The 22,123-nt window shown below is 43.8% G+C and carries 21 protein-coding genes; 1 reads left to right on the forward strand and 20 read right to left on the reverse strand.

Annotated features, from left to right (window positions below):
- Positions 1-105: 105 nt before the first annotated feature.
- Entirely contained in the window at positions 106-1,404 is a 1,299-nt protein-coding gene (rpoN, locus tag AC0VYC_RS15825) for an RNA polymerase factor sigma-54 (protein ID WP_327871924.1), read from the reverse strand.
- A 70-nt stretch (positions 1,405-1,474) separates the two neighbouring features.
- Between rpoN and yvfG the strand changes: the two genes are divergently transcribed.
- A complete protein-coding gene (yvfG, locus tag AC0VYC_RS15830; RefSeq protein ID WP_017359206.1) occupies positions 1,475-1,690 on the forward strand; it encodes a protein YvfG in 216 nt (71 codons plus the stop codon).
- A 24-nt stretch (positions 1,691-1,714) separates the two neighbouring features.
- Here yvfG and AC0VYC_RS15835 read toward each other — a convergent pair whose 3' ends face one another.
- The 19 genes from AC0VYC_RS15835 to AC0VYC_RS15925 form a co-directional block, all read right to left on the reverse strand.
- Entirely contained in the window at positions 1,715-3,040 is a 1,326-nt protein-coding gene (locus AC0VYC_RS15835; RefSeq protein ID WP_096881872.1) for an MATE family efflux transporter, read from the reverse strand.
- A gap of 63 nt (positions 3,041-3,103) precedes the next feature.
- Entirely contained in the window at positions 3,104-3,919 is an 816-nt protein-coding gene (locus tag AC0VYC_RS15840) for an ABC transporter ATP-binding protein (protein ID WP_178897333.1), read from the reverse strand.
- Positions 3,920-3,932: 13 nt separating this feature from the next.
- Positions 3,933-4,748, reverse strand: coding sequence for a nickel import ATP-binding protein NikD (nikD, locus tag AC0VYC_RS15845; RefSeq protein ID WP_178897334.1), 816 nt, complete (start codon positions 4,746-4,748; stop codon positions 3,933-3,935).
- A gap of 4 nt (positions 4,749-4,752) precedes the next feature.
- Positions 4,753-5,586 (reverse strand): nickel ABC transporter permease subunit NikC, encoded by an 834-nt coding sequence (gene nikC / locus AC0VYC_RS15850; protein WP_268430580.1) that lies wholly within the window; start codon positions 5,584-5,586, stop codon positions 4,753-4,755.
- Positions 5,583-6,527 (reverse strand): nickel ABC transporter permease subunit NikB, encoded by a 945-nt coding sequence (nikB, locus tag AC0VYC_RS15855; protein WP_045034029.1) that lies wholly within the window; start codon positions 6,525-6,527, stop codon positions 5,583-5,585. The genes nikC and nikB overlap by 4 nt, the downstream gene beginning before the upstream one ends.
- Before the next feature lie 18 nt (positions 6,528-6,545).
- Positions 6,546-8,165, reverse strand: coding sequence for a nickel ABC transporter substrate-binding protein (gene nikA / locus AC0VYC_RS15860; protein ID WP_475388812.1), 1,620 nt, complete (start codon positions 8,163-8,165; stop codon positions 6,546-6,548).
- A 164-nt stretch (positions 8,166-8,329) separates the two neighbouring features.
- Positions 8,330-9,493, reverse strand: coding sequence for a DegT/DnrJ/EryC1/StrS family aminotransferase (locus tag AC0VYC_RS15865; protein WP_406886281.1), 1,164 nt, complete (start codon positions 9,491-9,493; stop codon positions 8,330-8,332).
- Positions 9,490-10,179 carry an acetyltransferase gene (locus AC0VYC_RS15870; RefSeq protein WP_061420203.1) on the reverse strand — a complete coding sequence of 230 codons (690 nt, stop codon included), beginning with the start codon at positions 10,177-10,179 and terminating at the stop codon, positions 9,490-9,492. Before AC0VYC_RS15870 ends, AC0VYC_RS15865 begins: the two co-directional genes overlap by 4 nt.
- Positions 10,142-10,735: a sugar transferase gene (locus AC0VYC_RS15875; protein ID WP_017359198.1), complete on the reverse strand. Its 594-nt coding sequence runs from the start codon at positions 10,733-10,735 to the stop codon at positions 10,142-10,144. The genes AC0VYC_RS15870 and AC0VYC_RS15875 overlap by 38 nt, the downstream gene beginning before the upstream one ends.
- Before the next feature lie 20 nt (positions 10,736-10,755).
- Positions 10,756-12,285: an MATE family efflux transporter gene (locus AC0VYC_RS15880; RefSeq protein WP_427243737.1), complete on the reverse strand. Its 1,530-nt coding sequence runs from the start codon at positions 12,283-12,285 to the stop codon at positions 10,756-10,758.
- 28 nt (positions 12,286-12,313) lie between these two features.
- Positions 12,314-13,342, reverse strand: a complete 1,029-nt coding sequence (locus tag AC0VYC_RS15885) for a polysaccharide pyruvyl transferase family protein (protein WP_475388813.1) — start codon at positions 13,340-13,342, stop codon at positions 12,314-12,316.
- Entirely contained in the window at positions 13,342-14,370 is a 1,029-nt protein-coding gene (locus tag AC0VYC_RS15890; RefSeq protein WP_335350328.1) for a glycosyltransferase family 2 protein, read from the reverse strand. Before AC0VYC_RS15890 ends, AC0VYC_RS15885 begins: the two co-directional genes overlap by 1 nt.
- A 27-nt stretch (positions 14,371-14,397) precedes the next feature.
- Complete coding sequence (locus AC0VYC_RS15895; RefSeq protein ID WP_024719852.1) at positions 14,398-15,501, reverse strand: EpsG family protein; 1,104 nt, start codon at positions 15,499-15,501, stop codon at positions 14,398-14,400.
- 14 nt (positions 15,502-15,515) lie between these two features.
- Positions 15,516-16,646 (reverse strand): glycosyltransferase family 1 protein, encoded by a 1,131-nt coding sequence (locus AC0VYC_RS15900; RefSeq protein WP_284725737.1) that lies wholly within the window; start codon positions 16,644-16,646, stop codon positions 15,516-15,518.
- Positions 16,639-17,478, reverse strand: coding sequence for a glycosyltransferase family 2 protein (locus tag AC0VYC_RS15905; RefSeq protein ID WP_475388815.1), 840 nt, complete (start codon positions 17,476-17,478; stop codon positions 16,639-16,641). The genes AC0VYC_RS15900 and AC0VYC_RS15905 overlap by 8 nt, the downstream gene beginning before the upstream one ends.
- Before the next feature lie 2 nt (positions 17,479-17,480).
- Positions 17,481-18,620 carry a glycosyltransferase family 4 protein gene (locus tag AC0VYC_RS15910; protein WP_327862225.1) on the reverse strand — a complete coding sequence of 380 codons (1,140 nt, stop codon included), beginning with the start codon at positions 18,618-18,620 and terminating at the stop codon, positions 17,481-17,483.
- A complete protein-coding gene (locus AC0VYC_RS15915; RefSeq protein ID WP_024719856.1) occupies positions 18,586-20,460 on the reverse strand; it encodes a polysaccharide biosynthesis protein in 1,875 nt (624 codons plus the stop codon). The genes AC0VYC_RS15910 and AC0VYC_RS15915 overlap by 35 nt, the downstream gene beginning before the upstream one ends.
- 165 nt (positions 20,461-20,625) lie before the next feature.
- Positions 20,626-21,309 (reverse strand): CpsD/CapB family tyrosine-protein kinase, encoded by a 684-nt coding sequence (locus AC0VYC_RS15920; RefSeq protein ID WP_008347761.1) that lies wholly within the window; start codon positions 21,307-21,309, stop codon positions 20,626-20,628.
- On the reverse strand, positions 21,299-22,030 hold the full coding sequence (locus AC0VYC_RS15925; RefSeq protein ID WP_024719858.1) for a YveK family protein: 732 nt from the start codon (positions 22,028-22,030) through the stop codon (positions 21,299-21,301). The genes AC0VYC_RS15920 and AC0VYC_RS15925 overlap by 11 nt, the downstream gene beginning before the upstream one ends.
- Positions 22,031-22,123: the final 93 nt, after the last annotated feature.

A 22,123-nucleotide genomic window follows, 5' to 3' on the forward strand; every position in this document is an offset into this window, starting at 1 on the left:
TCAGATCACACGTCTTCCCTTTTTTCAATTCTCAAGAAATCTTCTATCACTCTTTCACTCATCAAAAAAGAAGCACGTGCCATTGTTTCTGGCATGTGCTTCTTTTTAATCATATCGCTTCCGCAGCGTGGAAGACGGAAGGTTCATTTGTTCACGATATTTGGCAATGGTTCTGCGAGAGACGCGGATACCAAAGGTTTGCTGAAGCTGCGTCATGATTTGCTGATCCGAATACGGTTTTTTCTTATTTTCTGATTCAATCAGCTCTGCAATGTGGGTCTTCACTGTGTAGCTGGATGCTTCTTCAAGCGAATGCCCTTCTAGTTTCGCTTGGAAAAACTGTTTCATTTCCATTAACCCATAAGGAGTCTGCACCATTTTCCCTTTGACTGTTCGACTCACTGTCGACTCATGCACTTGTAATATATCTGCAACCCGCTTCATCGTAAGCGGTTTCATTTTATGCTTCCCTGTCAGGAAAAAATCAGTCTGTTGTAAGATAATCTCACGAACGACATTTGTCATCGTTTGTTTTCTCTGCTTCAGCGCTTGAACAAGCCAATTGTACTGCTGATGCTTTTCCTTTAAATATGCATATGCTTCATGCCGCTTTTGATCTTGAATCATGGCGAAATACCCTTCATTCATTTCAATATCCGGAAAAGCACGCTGGTTCAGCTCGAATGTGATGTGACCTCCCACAGCTGTAATCAACACATCTGGTTCTATATACACATCCTGGTCTTCATAAGAGAAATGAAGGCCTGGTCTTGGTTCGAGAAGCGACACCTCATCTTGTATGGCTTGCAGGGTTTTCAACGGCATACCTGTTTTAGCTGCGATTTCCTTCCAAGCCTTCCTTGCGAAAAGAAAGAAATGCCCTTCGATGATCAGCTCTGCTTCATACCAGCGATCCTTTTTTCGTCTAAGCTGGAGCAGGATGCATTCTTGCAATGATCTAGCGCCAATACCGACAGGCTCTAATGATTGAAGCTGATGAAGAACGGCCTCTACTTCTTCTGCCGAAGCCTTTAAAACAGCGGCCATTTGGTCAACCGATTCATTTAAATAGCCATTGGAATCAATGGACTCAATCATGAATTGAAAAATCCTTTGATTCTTTTCACTTAAATTCAAATCAATGGCCTGTCTCTTTAAATACATTTGCAGGCTTTCTTTTTGATGCGTACGATACGGCTCTGTCATTCGATCTTGCGTTCTTTTATGATAAACTGGTTGATAGCTGTCCGTGTCTTTCCGCTCAATCAGAGGGTTCTCAAGCGCTAACTGATCAAGATACTCACCCAGCTCTGCACAATTCAATTGCAGCAGCGTAATCGCCTGCCTGAGTTCTTGCGTGAGTACCTGCTTTAATACTAGTTCTTGTTGCAGTTTAAGGCTCATTGTCTCCCCTCCCTCTCATCATTTTACATGAAGATTGACGGACCGTATATACGAAATAGGAGTGATTTCCATGTCTGAACTTTTTTCCGTTCCATACTTTATTGATAACTTAAAACAGCACATTGCCATGAATCAACATGAAGACAAGATTCATGCCATGAACGCTTATTATCGGTCGGTGGTTTCTACACTTGTGCAGGACCAATTGACGAAAAATGCTGTTGTCTTGAAGCGAATTCAGCATCTCGATGAAGCGTACCAAAAGGTGAAAAAAGAAAGCGAATAAATGGACGAAAAACAACACCCTTTCTCATGATTGCAAAGGGTGTTTTTCATGCAGGAAAAGCTTTTGATCCAGCTTCGATTTGTACATCATCAAAAATCCGGACCGCCCTACAGTATAAATGATAAAGGCAAACCATAGTCCGTGATTGTGCCATATCGGAATGACTGCCGCCTGAACAGCCACAAACAAAATCATCGCAAACAGCATTGAATTCCTAACAGGAGCAATTTCTGTCGCACCTGTGAATACACCGTAAATCACCAAGCCAAAGCAAGCAGCAAACGGATAAAGAACGAGCCAATCGGCATATTGCAGTGTCACATCAAGAAGCTGAGGCAAATTTGTAAACAGGCTCAAAATCGGTACTTTAAAGAAAAAGTAACCTGCCGCAATGACACATGCCATCACAACTGCCCATTGTCTCGAAAGGGTTAAAGTTTTATCATAAAGCGCTCGGTCGTTCGCACCTACTGATCTACCGACAAGGATGCTGGACGCATTGGCAAATCCATCGAACAAATAGGCCATGATGTAGTGAATTTGAAATAAAATGGCATTCGCCGCCAATTGCTCCGTTCCGAAAGAAGCTCCCTTTGCTGTAAACATGTTGATCACAACAAGCAGACAGATCGTTCGGATAAATAAGTCTTTATTCACATGAAACATTTTCTTTACTGCACGTGTGTCCATCACCTGCTGGATAGACGGCATCCGAAAACCGTTTGACGTATGCTTCAAGATAATCCAGACCCCTAACACAAAAGCAGTGAGTTCAGAGATCAATGTCGCCGCTGCCACACCTTTGACGGCAAAAGAAAACGCATGAACTAAGATCAATGCCAAGATCATATTCATGACATTGATCAAAATTTGTAAAGAAAGGGCTTCTTTCATTTTTGCCATCCCCATCAGCCAGCCGAGTATGACGTAATTCATTAAGGTAAATGGCGCTCCCCAGATCCGAATGTGAAAATAGTCCGCTGCATATTCGCGCACATCAGCAGCAGGAGAGATGATCCATAATGCGGATTGAATAATGGGCCATTGAAGAGCAATAAAACAAAGCCCGACAATAATAGCCAGCAAAAAAGGCCTTAGAAAAGCAAGAACACCCTGCTCCTCGTTCTGCGCTCCGTTTGCTTGGGCGGCAAAAGCAGATGTACTTACCCGTAAAAAGCCAAACAGCCAGTACAATGTACTAAAAATGAGACTGCCGACTGCGACGCCCCCTATATAAGCGGGGTTGGCAAGCTGGCCAACAACTGCTGTATCGACAGCTCCAAGTAATGGCGTGGTCATCGTTGAAATGGTTAAAGGGATCGCCAAAGCTAAATATGCTCGATGGTTCACGATGCCACCTGCCTTTCATGAAAAATAGCCTCTCTTAAAAGAGGCATTGAGGGAATGAAAAAGTTAACGAACCGGCCTGCCAATCGTTCGAGACAAAGGGTGGCTGGCGAGCGTTGCCTCCTTCATTTTCAGCACAGCTTCGTGCTCTGATAGAAAGAAATCATCCTTCGATTGAAACTGAGCCACAAGTTCACCCTGATCAAGAATCGCTAATTGATCACTTAAATGATAGGCCGCTGTCAAATCATGTGTGATAAATAAGTATGCAAGCTTCAGCTCTTTCTTTAATTCGACTAACAAATCTAAAATGACTGCCTGCGTAACCATATCTAAGCTACTGACTGATTCATCCAGCACAATGAGCTTTGGCTGAAGCACCAGTGCTCTGGCGATGTTGATCCGCTGTAGCTGACCGCCGCTAAATTGGTATGGGTACTTGGACAAATCCTGCTCACTGAGCCCTACTCTTTCTAACCAGTGAATCAGTATATGCTGACGTTTTTTACGGGTCATTGGTTCATAGTTTTCAAGCGGCTCAGATAGAATTTGTTCCACTGTCCACCTTGGATTCACCGCTGAATATGAATCTTGAAATACCGCTTGTACATGTCGGCGGAAATGCTGATGTGTCCGCTGATCTGCACGAATGATATCCTGACCTTCAAACAGAACTTGTCCGGCCCTCGGCTTCTCTAGTCCAAGGATGATGCGGCCGAGTGTACTTTTCCCTGCACCACTTTGACCTAATAATCCTAGACAAGTGCCTTCTTCAATGGTCAAATGGACGTTTTTCAAGACAGGAGCTCTCCCTTTTGTCCTCATCAGAAACGATCGGTTGCCATATGAATGACTAACTGCTTTCACTTCTATTAAATGCAACGGTCTTCTCACCTCAAATCGTGCAAACAGCTGGCATGGATGGACGAGCTGCTAAAAGTTTCTTTGTATAATCATGCTTCGGGTGTTCAAAAAGCTCAAGAACTTCAGCCTTTTCAACGATTTTTCCTTGTTTCATCACCACGACCTCGTCTGCCATTTCCGCAATCACACTAAGATCATGGGTAATGAGCAAAATCGCCGTTCCGTATTCATGACGAATTTGATTCAAGTGCTCAAGCACCAGCTTCTGATTGTGTACATCTAATGCGGTTGTCGGTTCATCTGCGATGATCAGAGGCGGATGCATACAGGCAGCCATAGCAATCATGACACGCTGGAGCATCCCCCCGCTTAATTCAAAAGGGTACTTACTCAGTAATTGATCTGGATGCGGCAGGTTCATTTTCTCTAAGGCTTTCATTGCCTGGACCCGTGCCTTCCTTTTACTGACAGCTGTATGCCGGCGGATTGTTTCAATCAATTGATGTCCAATCGTCCATACAGGCGTAAAGCTATTCATTGGATTTTGCATGATATATGAGAGATCTTTGCCACGAATAGACCGCATATGCTGTTCACTCAAACCGATCAATTCTCGACCTTGTAGAGTGATACTGCCTGTCACTTCCGTTGTTTTTCGATCAAGCATGTTTAAGATCGACATACTTGTCACCGTTTTTCCGCATCCGCTCTCACCAATTAATCCAACAATTTGACCGCGCTTTACCTCAAATGCTATTTCCTGAACGAGAGAAATGGTTCCTTGCGGCGTTTTCGTATGCACATGCAGGTTCTCTATGTTTAAAATAGACTCTTCCAACTGACTCATTCCTTTACACACGACGTTTGATGCCATATTTCTCTGAAAGGGCTTCTCCCAGTAAGTTGAATAGAATGACCACAGCCATAATCACAAGGCCCGGATAAAGCATCAGCTGAGGATTTGTTTGAATATAAGATTTTCCTTCATGGATCATCGCTCCCCATTCAGGCGTAGGTGGCTGAACCCCTAAGCCTAGAAAAGACATGGCGGAAATGTCCATAATCGCCCAGCCCATTTCAAGTGTGCCCACAACTGCGAGTGGCGGCAGTACATTCGGAATCATATGCTTTCTCATGATATTCCAATGGGAAGTACCGCTAATCTTCGCAGCTGCAATAAAGTTTTGTTCTTTTAAACTAAGCACCATCCCTCGAAAGACGCGAGCATAATACACCCACTGCACAAGCATCAAAGCCAGCACCACTTGAGAAAGCCCCGGTCCAAAAATACCGACTAATCCAAGGATCAGTACCAAATTCGGAAATGCCATGACCCCGTCGCACAATCTCATCAATATGTGATCGATCCAGCCGCCTTTATATCCAGATATCAGCCCTACGATTAAACCGATAGATAGAGAGGAAACAAAGATTAACAACGCACAGCCTAGTGAAATACGAGCACCATATAGAATACGAGATAAATTGCATCTTCCCAATTGGTCGGTGCCTAGAGGATACTCCCATGAAGATCCCTTTAGTTTCATTGCAAGATTAACAGTCGCCGGGTCATGCGGAGCGATCCATGGTGCACATACCGTCACAATGAGCAGGAGACCGAGCAGCACCACACAGATCGAGATCATCTTTTGATGATAGAAGAGGTGTTTTACTTTTGTCATCATGGCTGGCGGCCTTCCTTTCTAGAAATACGGGGGTCAATGAGCAGCTGAAGGAGATCAACCATCAAGCTACTTAAGATAAAGATACACGCCGCCATCAACACATAAAATTGAATGACCGGCAGATCACGGTTAAAGATCGCTTCTATAAAAAATCGTCCAAATCCAGGCCATGAAAAAACAGCCTCTACAATAATAGTCCCTGTGAGCAGCTTGCCAAGATTCACGCCAAGTCCTGTCAGCATTGGTGATATCGCCATTCTGAAGACATGTTTGAACATAATCGATTGTTCCTTTAGCCCTCTCATTCTCGCATATTGAACAAAAGGCTCGTGAAGCGTCTCACTCACACTCGCTCGCAATAATCTCGTATACATCGCAATTAACGGCACAGCCAGTGTAATGGATGGCAGTACAAGATGTTCCCATGTACCAACACCTTCAACAGGTAAAAGATCGAGTTTCACTGAAAAAAAGAAGATGAGCAAATATCCCAAAACAAAGGTCGGGATAGATGCTCCTAGGAAGGAAATCATCCGGCTCACATGATCTACAACGCCATTTTTTCTCAACCCGCTGAAAAAGCCCAGTGGAATACTGACACAAATTGCGATCAGCAGACTAGTGAACGCCAATTGAATCGTCGCAGGTATTCGATAGATCACCTCATCAAGCACAGGCTGATTGGTCATATACGACCGCCCAAAATCAAGACGGACGACTTTTCCAATCGTATGAAGGTACTGCATGTAAAAAGGTTCATCTAAACCAAATTCACTTCGTTTTTGGGCTAATACCTCATCAGTAGGCTGAATATGAGCCGCTGCTAAATATGCCTCCGCTGGATCAACTGGTGACAGATGAATCATGCCAGTTGTGAACAGTGTGGCTAGTAGAAATACAGGAATGATGGATAACATTCGTTTGATGATATAGCGGCTCATTTGCTTACCTTCCTTCTGTTACTTCAGCTTGATGCCTGTGAAAGGATGTTCATCTCGATTCGCAGGGAAATCAAAGTCCTTCACATCTTTTTGATAAACAGCTGTCTTTTTAAAATAAGAGATTGGCACAATCGCCCCTTGATCTTGCAAGGAAGATAAGACGGACGAATAAAGTGCTTTGCGTTTGTTTTCATTAGTTGTTGATGGAATCTCTGTCATTTCTTTGATCAGCTTATCTTTATTCGGATACGCTGAGATCGCCTCTTTGAATCCAAAACCATCTGATGAGACAACGTTCATAAATGTATGCGGATCATACGGCGCTCCATAATTGCTAAAGAAGTTCATATCAAATTTATTCGCTTTAAACCGCTGAACCTGCGTCGCCAGCTCGACACCTTCAAGTTTGACGCCGACCCCAATGGCTGCCCATTCTGCCTGCAGTGTTTCAGCCATTGTTTTTTGAATCGATTCTGCTGAGTCATACATCATACTAAACTCAAGCGTTTTTCCGTCTTTTTCGCGTATGGTTTTTCCTTTTGGAAGCGTCCAGCCTGCTTCATCCAGTAAAGCCTTCGCTTTGTCCACATCATATTGGAAAGATTTCACCCGGATGCCTGACGTATATGGCATGTTTGTCGGCAAGATGTGATCCGCTACATCCTCTAAGCCAGATGTCACACCTTCCACCAATGATGTTTTATTGATCGCATACTGAAGCGCGTGACGCACTTTCTCATCTGACAGCTGATCGACTTTTGTGTTCATGACAAGCTGTCTAGTGGCTATGGGCTCTGACATCTTCGTTTCATACTTGCCGCTCGCCTCTAATTGTTTAAAAGCATCGAGGCTAATCGTTCCTTCTCCATAAAGTAAATCTACATCGCCTTTTTCAAATGCCATCACTCTTGTTTCGGCATCTGGAATGACCTTCACTTTGATTTCTTTGACCTTTGGTTTCTCTCCCCAGTAGTGGTCATTTCGTTCAAAAATCGCGTAATCATCTTTTTTGTACGTCTTTAATACCCAAGGACCTGTCCCCACTGGTTTTTCGATTCCTTTTAATGTATCTCCGTTTTTCGGAAAACCTGCTTCGCCTAGGAAACGAACGGGGCGCACAACAGCTAACTCTTGAACAGTTGGATAATAAGGCTCAGTTAATGTGAGTTTAAACGTTTGCTTGTCCACTGCTTCTGTCTTTTTGATTTTCTTTATGACACCTAACCAGCTATGTACTTCTTTGTTTTTTAAAATCGTATCAAAATTCTTTTTCACAATGTTCGCATTAAATTTAGATCCATCTGAGAACGTGACATTGTCTCTAAGATGGAACGTATACACCTTGCCATCCTTGGAAACATCCCATGATTTTGCTAATTCAGGTTTAAGCTTTCCATTTTTTTGATAGCTCACCAATGGTTCGTAAATCATGGATTGGGCAAACAATTGTGATGGATTGTATATGTGCGGATTCATTTCGCCAATATCTCTTGGCCATGCCATGGTGATCATATCGGGATGATCCTTGTCTCCACCTGCTCCATTATTTGCTTGAGAACAGCCTACTAGTAAGAAGATCAGTAGGATAGGTAATATTGTATTTATTTTAATTTTCAGAAATTTATTCCAAATAGACATAAGTTGCTCCCCCTAATTGATGCTGATAATCATTTTCATTTTAAGGAGGAAGGACTCTGTTGTCAATATCATATTTGATAAGAAATGACAATGCATATTCCTTATTATTCCATAAATTAAGGGATTTGTTAAAAAGAGAGGCAGGCTGCTGATGAACGAGCAGCCTATGTGGAGGATAATGCTTTCTTTTGCAGGGCGCTGTACAATGTATCAATGACAAGCTCCTGTTCTGCGTCTGTCATGCTTGTACCAGATGGCAGGCAAAGACCTGTCTCAAATAACAACTCAGATGCAGGGACTTCATCGGCTGTTGTATAAAAAGGACAACCATGAAAGAGCGGCTGCTGATGCAGTGGCTTCCATACACGCCTTGCTTCGATCTGCTTTTGTTCTAAAGCATCTATCATCTCTACTGGAGACATCTGTACATGATGATCAATGGTGAATGTGGTCAGCCAGCGGTTTGATGTGGTTTCTTGATATTCTGGCATAAATTGAAGGCCTTCAATATCGGCTAAAGCATCTTGATAACGCTCGAAAATGCGGCGTTTTTGCTGAACACGCTCCTCTAACACTTCCATTTGTGCAATTCCCACACCTGCGAGCAGGTTGCTCATCCGATAGTTATATCCCTCCTCTTGATGTTCATAGTGTAGGGCATGTTCTCTTGCCTGTGACGCGAGAAATCGGCAGCGGTCGATGGCTGCTTCATCATCACTGACAAGCATTCCGCCTCCTGATGTTGTAATGATTTTATTTCCGTTAAAAGAGTAAACACCGAACCTGCCCATTGAACCGCTTTTTCTTCCTTTGTATATACTGCCTAACGATTCAGCCGCATCTTCAATGATTGGCACATCATATGCCTCACACACCGCTATGATTTCATCCATTTTCGCACTTTGTCCGTATAAATGAACGACAATAACCGCACGGGGTCTTTTCCCAAGTCGTTTTGTTTCAGCGAAGGCTTTCTCTAACGCCAGCGGACACATATTCCATGTCTCTTTTTCTGAATCAATAAAAACAGGCGTCGCTTGTTCATATAAAATAGGATTTGCACTGGCAACAAATGTGAGAGTGGAACAAAAGACCATATCTCCCTTTTGAACGCCAATGAGTTTTAAGGCAAGGTGAATGGCTGCTGTTCCTGAAGACAATGCCGCTCCACTCTTCACGCCTGCATAATCCGCGACCACTTGCTCAAATTCATTTACAAGCGGTCCTAATGGTGCAATCCAATTGCTTTTAAATGCCTCCTCTATTTTCTTCTGTTCTTTTCCACTCATATGAGGAGGAGATAAGTAGATTCGTTTCCTGTCTCTCATGATTTCCCACCTTCTCTTCGATCTTTGATCTCAATTGCAGGAACGCCTACGGCGACTTTCTGATCATGTATATCTCGGGTCACTGCCGCTCCTGCGCCGATCACTGCCCAGCTTCCAATGGTTCTGCCAGGTATGACAGCAGCCCCAGCTCCAATATGAGCACCCTCTCGCACAGAGACACAGCCGGTGAGCACGGCTCCCGGGGATAGGTGCGTAAAGGATTCGAGAAAGCAGTCATGCTCCACGATAGAACCGGTGTTGATAATGGCATGCTCACCAATCACTGCATCTGCTTGCACAACAGCCCTTGCCATCACAACCGTTCCTCGGCCAACCTTCGTTGACGAGCTCACAACTGCCTCTGGATGAATCAGTGTGGCAAATGCCCTCTCTTCAAATGCGAGACGTTCTTTGATCCTCTGTCTGATTTCGTTTTGCCCAATGGCAATCAGCCATTGCATATCAGGTATTTCATCTCTTACCTTTTGACTCATAGAAATCGGACCATACAAAGTGCCGTTTTGAGGGTCAGCCTCCTCAAATCGATCGTCTAATACAGCGCACAATGAGTAATCAGGATGCAAAAAAATCAACTCCTGAATGACCTTGCTGTGTCCGCCAGCCCCTATTAAGCCAATGGGCTGCTCTTTACGTATCGGTTCCTTTGAATTTTTCAGCTGTTGCATGATTTGGCTGCTGCACCCCTTCTGTTTTGATGACTTTCAGCAAGGTCATCCATAAGATTTTCATATCGAGCCAAAACGATTGGTGCTCTACATACCAGAGGTCATAGGTGAATTTCTCCTCCCAAGAGAGAGTATTCCTCCCATTCACCTGGGCCCATCCAGTGATACCAGGCTTCACAAGATGACGCTTCGCTTGCTCCTCTGTGTACATTTGTAAATACTCCATTAAAAGCGGTCTTGGTCCAACGAGACTGATTTCCCCTTTGAGTACATTGACAAGCTGCGGCAATTCATCAAGACTGAGCTTACGAATAAAGGCGCCGGTTTTTGTTAATCGAAGATGGTCTGGAAGCAGTACGCCATGTTCATCGCGTTCCTCGGTCATCGTCCGAAATTTATAAAGCATAAACGGCTGTCCGTATAGACCAGGCCGTTCTTGTCGAAACACCACAGGCGCTCCGATTTTCCACCGAATGAGTCCATAGATGAGAAGGAAAAGGGGGCTGCCTGCGATGAGCAGGGTCAAAGCCACGACCACATCTATTATTCTTTTCATCATTGCTTCTCCTTTCCACACTAGCGAGAGACAGAGCGTTCAATAGCAGCTTGTTTCACCTTACGCATGAGCTGTATCCGCTCTTGTTTTGTTCCTGCAAATTGATACAAATAGCCTAAGTAGAGAACGAAACATATTCCGCCAATACAAAATAGCTCCCACCATCTCGTCACATCATACACAGCCTGAATGCCGGCACAGATCCCCCATATGAACAGAGCCCCAAACAGCGGAACGACTGTATGTTTGTAAAAGATGGTACTTTTCTGTTTCGTGATCTTGGCTGTATACAATGGGAGAAAAACGATATTTTTCATCAATAAAACAACGGCCCCTGCTGATGCAACGCCATATAACCCAAGCTGAAGTAGGTGAGTCAATCCATAGGCTAACAGGACATTGGAACCGCCTAATATGAGTGTCACAACCGCCGGCACTTTAAATCGGTTAAAGGCAGTCGGTACATAGGTCAGCGGTAAAAACATCAACGTGAAACACAAATAAGCCGCATGAATCATCAGCAGCCATTTTAGCTCCTCAAAGGCTGGTCCAAGCCATAACAGCATGAGCGGACCGGCAAGACCTCCTAACAGAGCCGCGGGGAATGCCACAAATAAACCGCTCCATTTCATGGCATTGGCGGCGTATTGAATGAGCCCCTGCTCGTCTTGATTTGAATATAATTTTGTGATCGTTGGCGCAAACACAACCGCAAGTGTCCCTGCAAGGGTGCGCAATAATAATGGAAATTGTAAAATGGCGGCATACTGTCCAGTCGCTTCTGCCCCAATCAGTAAGTTGGTCATCAATAAATCGATTTGTAAAAACAACAAAATGCCCATTTGCTCAAATGAATGCCACACCCCTGATCGAACCAGCGTGAGACTTGAAGATAAAGAAACGTACCGCCACTTAAACGAAAACCAAGGAATGAGTTTCTTAAAATAATAGAGACCCATTCCCAAAGCGGCGAAACTCCCCATAACGGCTGCAAGCGGAATATGCCAAATGGCTGGTGTCGTCACAGTAAATAACAGTACAATCACAAGCGCCCTGCCAAACATCTGAATGGCCTGTCCAACACTCGACACATATAATTTGTTCGCATAAAACGGTGCCGCCCCAATACCAGACATGACGAAATTGAGCATAAATAAAAGACCCCCTAACACAAAGGCGATCTGTGTATCTTTTGCAAGATGAGCAGGCACATGGAGCCATTCAACCAGCTGCTGAGACATGAATAGACAAAGTAAAAAAAGACAGATGGATAAAAAAAGAGAACTGACAAAATAGGAAGCGAGATAGCGCTGCGCTTGTTCCATCTCACCTTTATGAGCCGCAACAGAAAAAAAACGCACCACCACAGCACTTAATGAAGCCGTAATGACCGATAAATAATTGATCATATTTTGCGTCAGATGAATCAGACCAAACGCTTCCACTCCAAGTGTATGAACAATGTAAGGCGTTAAACAAACAGACATCAGCATCATCAAGAAAAACGTCATCACATTTGCACTGACATTGTAAAGAAACGCACGGTTCATGGTGATTTCACGCAGTGTTTAAGGGCCTTCATCCAACTTCCTCTCCCTTTTGTCCGCTTGTTTTCATATGCTGATGAATGGCCTTTTTCACCGCTTCCTCCGTTGGTTCCTTCAAAAGGGTCATAAACGGCAAGTGCGCTACCCATTCATATCCTTCCATGACTTTATGATCAAACGACCTGATGACAACACACGGTGTATGTGTGATCGCACAAAAGATCATGCCATGCAGTCGATCTGTCACGACGACTTGTGCCTGTCTCAACTGCGACCATAACGTGGATAATTCCTTTAAACGAGTCGTTCGATTCACTCGCTTACCAATGGTCGTTGTGATAAAACCAACTTGATCATACGTTTCTTTGATATGCTCCTGCAGTTGTTCTCGTTTCTCTTTCGTGAGATATGCCTCCTTATCCTCACGCAGACAAAGCAGCACTCCTTTACGGGTTTGACTCTTTGATGTTTCGTCTAATGTCAGGACCATATCAGGCTGTTTCCACACCTCTTTATTAGGAAAATGCTTCTTCATCCATTGATAGGTGGTTTGATCTCTTGCCATCAAGAGAAGCCTCGGGTGTTGCTGATATGCTTGAATAGCGCGGCGTTCTTCTCTTTTCCCTCTCTTTGTTTCTGTAAAATGAGCAGTAGCGGGCAGCTGAATGACGGGATAAGACTTAAAGGCGTTCATGATAAATTGTCTTGTCCATTCTTCATATCGATATAAATCGCCCATGTTGCCCCCGCCGATAATAAAGACAATGTCCTCTGGGTGCCGTGCGTGCTTCAGCGGACGTGCTAGACGATACATCTCCTGCATGTCTACTTCTATGATTTGATAGTCTGGAAAGTGCTTTTGTAAAAAACAGAAGCTAGCATAGGCAATCGCATGATCACCTAAGTTGTCATGTGCCGGTAGCAGCGTGAGAATGATTTTTTTCTGATGACGCAGCTCTGGCAGTCTTTGGCGGCTCAACCTATATTGAAGTGGATACTTGACCTTTAAGAGCAGCCACTCTGCGGCATGTGCTTTTAATTGCTGCAATGTCACACTCATCACCCCGATTTTCTCGTTTGATATTCAATCCATTTTTGATAGCTTGAAGCTGCGGCAGAGAGCGGATACACCCACTGCATCCTAGCAAGGAATAAGATCATTCGCTTTCGCACAGTCAGCTTCGATGGTTCCACTTGTTTCACAGCCTTCTGAAAAGCTTCATGTGTCACCATTTCACGCATATGACCAAGCTTTTTTTGAAAGGAAAGGGAATTTTGGCTCTTCCATTCATTGAGCATACAATGCAGCGTATGATTCACGATAAAAAAATAAAAAGCCTTCTCATAAGGTGTCAGCTCATCATGCTCTTTTAAAAACACACGCTGCGCATCATAAAACGCCAGTCCATGTTGAAAATACTGCTTTTGATATCGCTGGACAATGGATGACAAATGAACCCGGTAATAATAAAGCGGCTCATGAACAAAGGCAATGACACGTGATAAAGAAAAACAGCGCAGCGTGACATATTGATCTTCAATATTCTCAAGCTCACCTCTCAACGGAAAACGGATATGATGCTTTTTGATAAATGCCCGCCGATACAGCTTATTCCATGAGAATCCCGTGATCTCACCATGTAATAACGATTCTATTAAACTTGTCTTATCGGCTTCCTGCTGAGCTAACAGCGTCGTCGGTATGATCCGTTTTGACTGTTCAAACTGAATCCAATATTCACTGACAACAAGATCGGCACCGGTATTTTCGGCTTCTTGATATAAAGCCTCACAGTATTGAGGAGCGAGAACATCGTCTGAATCAACAAAGGCAAGATACGTTCCTGTTGCTTCTTCTATGCCCCTGTTCCTCACCGCTCCCAGCCCTTGATTGGTTTGGTGAATCACCCGAAATCGCTCATCACGCGCAGCAAACGCTTCAAGGATGTCTCCACTGTGATCGGTAGATCCATCGTTAATGAGGATGACCTCTATATCTGAAAAGCTTTGGTCTGCAATCGATTGAAGACACTGCTCCACATATTGACTAGTGTTATAGACTGCGACCAATAGACTGATAGCTGGCATGACAGCAAGCCCCACCTTTCTTCAAATCTACTTTGTAAAAATCGTTCGGTACGGTAAAACAGAAGAATCAAACGGCATCAGCATGATGCTGTACAAAATATAGCAAACCGCAATTCCGATATACATAAAGAAATTGGTTCGCTGATCAAAAATCCGTGTGAAATAAGGCAGTAAAATGAGCTGATACAGACCAAAGTAAATATGAAATCTTGCATAAATGACATCCTTCGTTGCAAGGATGCCAAACAAAAATCCAAGCAAGCAAAAATTCACAATATAATCACTCTCTGGGGTCAGCTCACGAAGTCGTTTTCGACAAAAGAACGCAAGCAATAACGGCAAAATCAAGACACCAATTTTCGTCACATTCATTCCATTCGTATTCGTTGTCAGCCACTCCTCGTAATGACCATAAGAACTCCCTTGCAGCATCACCACAAACACGGAGACAAAGCGGTCATACAGAGCGGTTAAGCCTAGAAAAATCATACATAACACAAGCATCATCCAAGACCATGCCTTTGTTCTGACGATGAAATAGACTGGAATCATAATGAGTGCCGAGGAATGAAATAGCGCGCATACAAGCACGAGCGGAAAATACCATTTCCACTGACCTTTGATGACAAACTGGATGGCATAAAAAAGAATCGCTGCCACCATATACTGCCGCATGCCATTAAACGAAGCGTAATAATGAAATGTGCCGAGAAATAGCAGCATACTAAGCTCAAATGGCCGTCCATATCGCACAAGTGTTTTGATAATAAAAAAATAGGTGATAATCCCAACTGTGATATACATGATTTGCGGCTCATGTGACAGTTGATTGAGCATCCATAAGATCAATGTAAAGCCCGGATCAGTGGCGGCCTTGTCTACACCGAATCCGAAAATATGCCAAGGCTTGTCATAGTTGACGGAGAACTCATACATTTGTCCATAGGTTACAAAATCAGTTCCTACTTTGTAGCGTATGCCCGCCACAATACAAAGAAATAAAAATGGAAAAAACACCAGAAGCTTGTTCGGCCGCCAGCCGCTTTGTATGGTATCATCACGTCTGCCATAAAATGCAGCAAAGCTCGACCATAAATAGACCATGATCATGTTCACCAAATATACCGCCATCTGCCAATCCTTCCTTACAATCCATACACATTCATCACACGGGTGATGTTCTGTTTCACATCAAATCCTCTAAGGCCAAGCTGAGAAATAATGGTCTCCTGAAGAGGAGGGTCTGCATGGTAGGCTTCTAGTATGGCTTTCATCCACTCATGTGCTGAATCTTGCAAGGATTTCCGTTTCACAAGCCCACAACCTAAATCGACTTCCTTTGTGATATGATCTGAAATCACACATGGGAGTCCAGATGCCTGCGCTTCCACTAATACGAGAGGAAGACCTTCAAACAAAGACGGCATCACAAACACATCAAATGCTTTCATATACTGCGGAACCTCTGAGACAACGCCCGTAAACACAATGTCTTCCATTAATCCTGCTTTCACTGCATACGATTCAACCACCGGCCGGAGCGGCCCATCTCCTATGAGAACTAGCTGAAAGGAGACCCCTTGTTTTTTCAGTGTCTGCGCTAATTCGATGAAAAAAACATGGTTTTTCTGCTCATGAAATCGGCCAATATGTCCAATGATCAGTTTTCTCTCGTGAAGATGGAGGTCTTTTTTCATCTTCACCTTCGCTTCTGGCTCCAACTGAAAAAAAAGGTCCAAATCAATCCCATTTGGCAAAATGTCCACTCGTCCATCGTGCATTCTTTTTTGTCCAAATAAAAAGGCACCGGCATCTTCACCGCATGCAACGAGCTGCGTAGAAAAGGCAAAGATCAATTGACGGAATCCTTTGAGCAACAAATGATCAACCCGGCTAGGAGACTGTTTCCAAGCCGTATTATGTGAATGGCAAATGCGTATCTTTACACCTGCTAGTTTCGCAGCAAGGGCAGAAAAGCCCGTTTGAAAATCTGTATGTGCATGCACCGCCTGATAAGGTCCCGTTTGCTTGATCGTCTTCGTCAACGTTTTGACAAACGTCCATGGAGAGGATGCTCCAATACTTGGGACATAAAAAATCCGCCCGCCAAGCTGACGAATTTCCTCATCGTAATTACAGACATCCTCCCGGTGGGTAATGAAATCAAATTGAAGAACATTCCGGTCGATTGCACGATAGATATTCATGATCATCGTTTCTGCTCCGCCTCTGTTCATTCCGCCCACAACATGAAGTACACGCTTTGGCTCACTCATCCCGAATCGTCCTCCTTTTCACCATAGATTTTCCAAGTTTCCGCTGATGATAAAACCTCATGATCTTTGGTGACATACAGGCACGGATGACCGGCTTAAGCGCAAAGAGATAATCAAACGGCGACAATTTTAATTGCTTGCATGCTTGTAACACAAGCCAGGCATTGTCCATTGAATATCGGAATTTCCGGCGCTGAAAGGCCGCTTCATCCTCCCTTACAAGGTATAAGGGCTCTTGCAGATTAAAGCCTTTTCTCCCCGCAGCAAAAAAACGAATCCAAAGATCGATATCTTCCATCCGTCTAGTTGTTTTTACAGAACGATAGCCATTTAAAGCCTTGTAGGCAGACGCTCTCATCATAATCGTCCCATGACAAAAAGGCGTTCCTCTTGCTAGCACCCTTCGATCAGGCTCTGAGACAAGTGCTCGAACGCCTTTCGCCCCTGACTCATCAAACACCGTCATCGCCGTACCAACCACATCATATTCTGGATGCGCTTCGAGGAAATGAACCTGTTTTTCTAATCGTGTAGACACTGATATATCGTCGCCATCCTGTCTTGCAATCAGTTCTCCATTCGCTTCAGTGAGACAACGATTTAAACTGGCGGCAAGTCTTTGATTATGTTCGTTTTGAATGAGGCGAATTCTATCTGGATCATGCATGGTATAGTTCAGCACTTTTTCATAGGTGCCATCTGTTGATGCGTCATCACATATGATGAGCTCCCAGTTTTCATAGGTTTGACGAAGAATCGATTCAATGCTTTCTTCTACTGTCTCTTGGCAATTGTAAACACCCATGATAATCGATACTTTCGGCTGACGCATGCTCACATCACCTTCTCTTTTTGATCCATATACGTTGTGTAAATTTCCTCCATTGCACTTACCGTCTGCTCCTGTGCAAATGCGTGAGCCATAGAACGTCCCGCTTTCCCCATTAGGTGAAGCTGGTCCTTTTTATGATAGAGCTGCTGTAAATAAACGGCTAAACCATTCACATCATGCGGTTTGACTAAAAAGCCGTTCACTCCATGTTTGACGAGCTCACAATGCCCTCTATTTTCTGTTGCAATCACCGGCTTTTCAGCAGACATCGCTTCAAGAAGATTCATCCCAAGTCCTTCTCTCAAGCTGGTTGATACACATACATCGCTCATATGCATCCAATCTTCGATGTGTTTGCAAAATCCCGCAAACTGTACATGTTCCTCAAGATTCAGCTGACAGACCAGCTTTTCATAGGACGACCGACTTGTCCCTTCTCCAGCAAATACAATTTTCACATGTGGTATATTCCGATACACCTGAGCGCAAGCTTTGATGAGCATTCCTTGATTTTTATTGTCATTTAATTCACCCGCACACAGCACGATAAAATCTTGCGTGGTAAAACCATATGCTTTACGAAGGCGGTCTTTTTCTTTGTCATCAACTGGTGCAAATCGCTTCATATCGACACCCATACCGGGAACATAATGCACAGCCACCTTCTCTTTTGACAGACGATCGGCTCTTTCATAGTCTTCTCCATTAATGGTGATGAGTGCATCCGTATATTGAACGAGCCACCTCTCAACTGGATAATAAAGCAGCCAATTTTGAAGCGGTGCCCCCTTCCAAAAGTGAAACCCATGCGCTGTGTAAAGAACTTTCGTCCCTTTTTTGCGCGTCCCTTTGGCCGCTAGCCTGCCAATGACACTCCCCATCGGTGTGTGACAATGGATGAACTGATAATGCTCTTTTTCTAACAGCTTTTTCAGCTCCACATAAGCAAGCCGGTTGTGCAAATGAAAAGGGGAACGCTGAATCGGAATGGAATGCGCTTGATCCACATACGGTAGCTCCAGCTGGCCATTTGCCGCTGTATGCACTTCCCATCCTTGTTCCTGAAACCATCTGAAATACGGGAGATGGAATGCCTTAAAATGATAATCAACCGTTGCGCAAAACAAGACTTTTTTCTTCATTAGCAAGTGGCTCCTCCTCTCGTTGCATCGGTTCAGGCAATACATCATGCGACTCAATGGCGGCAAACAAGGCCTGTCTTAATTGATCGTCACTCATCATATTAAATTCGTGAATAAAGCGGTTCAGCACATACGGATCACCATCCAAGGCATGGCCGATATGGATTTTCGGGAAAATTTGCTCCTGTGCTTTTTCATGCTGGTTGAGTAACTCCTCGTACATTTTCTCTCCGGGACGAATCCCCGTAAATGTGATTGGAATCTGATCTGTGGTGTAGCCTGAGAGGTGAATGAGGTTTTCTGCGAGGTCGACAATTTTGACTGGCTCCCCCATGTCTAAAACAAAGATCTGCCTTCCTTCTGCTAGTGCACCAGCTTGAATGACAAGCCTTGATGCTTCTGGTATCGTCATAAAATATCTTGTCATGGCTGGATGCGTGACAGTCACTGGCCCGCCTTTTTCAATTTGTTTTTTAAAGATCGGAATGACACTGCCCCTGCTTCCGAGTACATTCCCAAACCGGACGGCGACAAATTTCGTTTCACTGCTTGCCCCCATTTGCATAATCACCATTTCAGCAAACCGCTTTGTCGCTCCCATCACATTGGCAGGGTTGACCGCTTTGTCAGATGAGATGAGGACAAATGTTTCAACTCCGTGCTCATGTGCAGCTTCTGCCACATTTTTTGTCCCGATAATATTGTTTTTCACCGCTTCTTTCGGGCTGATTTCCATGAGCGGGACATGTTTATGCGCGGCGGCATGATAAATCATATCCGGCTGAAAATGACCAACGATTTCACTCATTTTTTGTTTATCTTGAATATCCGCAATTTGTGGATATAGGCTAATGCTGTCTCCATACAATTCTTTCAGCTCTAGTAAAATAGAATGAATGCTAAATTCTCCATGTCCCACAAGCACAATCGCCCGAGGGGAAAATACACAAATTTGACGACAGATTTCTGACCCGATAGACCCGCCAGCTCCTGTCACCATAATCGTTTTTCCTTTTAGGTGAACGGATAGACGGCTTGTATCTAATTGAATCGGCTCTCTTCCAAGCAAATCCTCTGGCTGTACATCCCGCAATTGATTCAGCGCGTGGGTTCCTTTTAAAATCTGTTCCATTTCCGGCATAATCTGTGTTTTGATTCCAGTCGCTACACATTCCTTATATAGTCCTTTTAATGTGTGACTGCTTTTGGATGGAATGGCGATAATGATTTTTTGAATATCCATCATCGCAACAGCCGTTTGAATATGTTCTTTTCCCCCAAGAACAGGCAGCCCCATAATTTCAAGCTTATGCTTTGTTTTGTCATCATCAATGAAAGCGACCGGCTCAATATGTACATCACTCGACTGCTGAAGCTGACGAACGATAATGGTCCCGGCTGATCCAGCGCCAATGATTAGTGCCCGCTCCTTTTCAACTTGAAACCGCTTGGCACCATCATGAAACAGCCTGGATGCCATACGTGATGCACCGATGAATAACACATGGAAAAGCCAGACAATAAATAAAAAGCGAAATGGCCATGTCTGCACAAAAATGTACAGCATCGTCATGGAAAATAAAAATGAACACGCAAAGGTCTTCATTAAAGAAAATAGCTCTCTAACCCCTGTATAGGCCCATACTTGCTTGTACACGTGAAAAATATACGAAAACAAATGGTGCCCGATAAGCAGACTGAGCGAAGAAATGACGAGCATTTCAAATGTATATACGGTTAACGCCGCCTCTTGGACAAATTGAAAGCCAAAAAAGACGGCAACTAAGATGAGATATGAATCTAGTGCCACGATGATTGATAATCTTTGGGCGTAAGTCAACGCTCCTCCCCCTTTTTAAAACATCACTATTCTTACGTAAAATGGGCATCAAACCCGTCCTCACATCCCACTACCGATGACGAGCATCTAAGGCATATGTCATGCCCACAGCAGGATCGAGTGCCTCCGTTGTTAAAGATTAGGAGACATCACCTATCAATCTCTTTAATACATATAGTGCCTTCCCTTTTTCACTTTCTTGCCATTTAGCATCGCCCCAAGCAGTTTCCCTGTCGTACCCTCTAATACTTCTTTTGATTTCTTCACAGCGGCAATCTTCGTTTTACCGCTTAAAACCACAAGAATGCTTCCATCCGTCCGGTTTGCTAATATTTTGGCATCGGCTACAGGTAGAAGCGGTGTGGAATCAACAATCACCATGTCATACTGCTGTTCAATCTCGTAAAATAGCTGCTTCATCACAGAGGAGGAAAGCAGCTCAGCGGGATTCGGTGGAATGGTCCCACTCGGAAGCAGCTCTAAATGCTCAATCGGTGTAGGCAAAATGGCTTCTTCCAAACTGCAATTATTTAATAGCACATTGGTCAATCCGGTGTGCGGGCTTAGATCAAAATATTCATGAATGGCAGGTTTACGTAAATCAGCATCCATGAGCAAGACCCGTTTTTTCTGCTGTGCAAAAACAGCTGCCAAGTTTGCAGCCGTAAATGATTTTCCTTCCTTCGGCAAGGAGGATGTAACCAATATCGACTTCAGCCTCGTTTGAATCGACGTGAATTCGATGTTCGTTCGGATCGTTCGGAATTGTTCCGCAATGACAGAGTGAGGATTTAATACAGAAATACAGGATAAATCTCTTTTTTCTCGTTTTTTCCTCTTAAAAATCAATGTTCTGTCCTCCCGTTATGACGGACTGCTTGTCTTTTTTTGCCCTCCTGTCTGCCTGCATCTGATAGACACTGCCGAGCGACGGCAATCCGATCTCTTCTCTTATTTGATGTGTTCGTTTCACCGTATCATCGAGTAAATTCATTAAGAAAATGAGTGTCATTCCCCCTAATACAGAGGCGCCTAGTGCCAGAACGATGTGAACGAATTTACGTGAGTTCATCAGTATCGTGTTGGACAGCTTGGCTTCAGACAAAACATTAATGCGATCCATATTCATGGTTTTTTTGATTTCTTCTTGCAGCACCTCTGTGGCTGTATTCGCAATGGCTACTGCCTTCGCGCGGTCCTCATCTTGTACAGAAATATTTATGACCTCTGACTCATTTTCTGTACTTGTGGCAATTTTGTGTTTTAATCCTTCCGCCGATTCTGTAAGATTGAGTGTTTCTTTTACTTTTTCAATAACGATTGGACTTTTTAATAGGACTTGAAAGGTACGTGTATATTGAAGGTTCATCTGAATATCGTTTAAATTCGCTTGTGCATCACTGCTTCGTTTATGAACAAGAATTTGAGTGGTTGCCTGATATACAGGAGTCGAGACATAGAACTGATAGTAGGCTGAAATGCCCGTTACGATCAGGACAATCAGGATCAGAAGGGCCATTTTCTCTTTTATGACAGAAAACAGCTGCTTAAAACCTATATTCTCATTCATAGATACCTCCCGATTTCATCATAAAAAGGTTATATATGGTTTCTTTTTGTTAATGATTGGATTATAAAAGATAATACCCGCAAAGAAAAATGT

The sequence above is a fragment of the Bacillus sp. iso_77 genome (assembly GCF_056173625.1).

Bases quoted from the DNA above. Each gene is read 5' to 3' on its own strand.
- rpoN (WP_327871924.1), bottom strand. From the start codon at position 1,404: ATGAGCCTTAAACTGCAACAAGAACTAGTATTAAAGCAGGTACTCACG.
- yvfG (WP_017359206.1), top strand. From the start codon at position 1,475: ATGTCTGAACTTTTTTCCGTTCCATACTTTATTGATAACTTAAAACAG.
- nikD (WP_178897334.1), bottom strand. From the start codon at position 4,748: ATGAGTCAGTTGGAAGAGTCTATTTTAAACATAGAGAACCTGCATGTG.
- nikC (WP_268430580.1), bottom strand. From the start codon at position 5,586: ATGATGACAAAAGTAAAACACCTCTTCTATCATCAAAAGATGATCTCG.
- nikB (WP_045034029.1), bottom strand. From the start codon at position 6,527: ATGAGCCGCTATATCATCAAACGAATGTTATCCATCATTCCTGTATTT.
- nikA (WP_475388812.1), bottom strand. From the start codon at position 8,165: ATGTCTATTTGGAATAAATTTCTGAAAATTAAAATAAATACAATATTA.
- AC0VYC_RS15865 (WP_406886281.1), bottom strand. From the start codon at position 9,493: ATGAGAGACAGGAAACGAATCTACTTATCTCCTCCTCATATGAGTGGA.
- AC0VYC_RS15870 (WP_061420203.1), bottom strand. From the start codon at position 10,179: ATGCAACAGCTGAAAAATTCAAAGGAACCGATACGTAAAGAGCAGCCC.
- AC0VYC_RS15875 (WP_017359198.1), bottom strand. From the start codon at position 10,735: ATGAAAAGAATAATAGATGTGGTCGTGGCTTTGACCCTGCTCATCGCA.
- AC0VYC_RS15880 (WP_427243737.1), bottom strand. From the start codon at position 12,285: ATGAACCGTGCGTTTCTTTACAATGTCAGTGCAAATGTGATGACGTTT.
- AC0VYC_RS15885 (WP_475388813.1), bottom strand. From the start codon at position 13,342: ATGAGTGTGACATTGCAGCAATTAAAAGCACATGCCGCAGAGTGGCTG.
- AC0VYC_RS15890 (WP_335350328.1), bottom strand. From the start codon at position 14,370: ATGCCAGCTATCAGTCTATTGGTCGCAGTCTATAACACTAGTCAATAT.
- AC0VYC_RS15895 (WP_024719852.1), bottom strand. From the start codon at position 15,501: ATGGCGGTATATTTGGTGAACATGATCATGGTCTATTTATGGTCGAGC.
- AC0VYC_RS15900 (WP_284725737.1), bottom strand. From the start codon at position 16,646: ATGAGTGAGCCAAAGCGTGTACTTCATGTTGTGGGCGGAATGAACAGA.
- AC0VYC_RS15905 (WP_475388815.1), bottom strand. From the start codon at position 17,478: ATGCGTCAGCCGAAAGTATCGATTATCATGGGTGTTTACAATTGCCAA.
- AC0VYC_RS15910 (WP_327862225.1), bottom strand. From the start codon at position 18,620: ATGAAGAAAAAAGTCTTGTTTTGCGCAACGGTTGATTATCATTTTAAG.
- AC0VYC_RS15925 (WP_024719858.1), bottom strand. From the start codon at position 22,030: ATGAATGAGAATATAGGTTTTAAGCAGCTGTTTTCTGTCATAAAAGAG.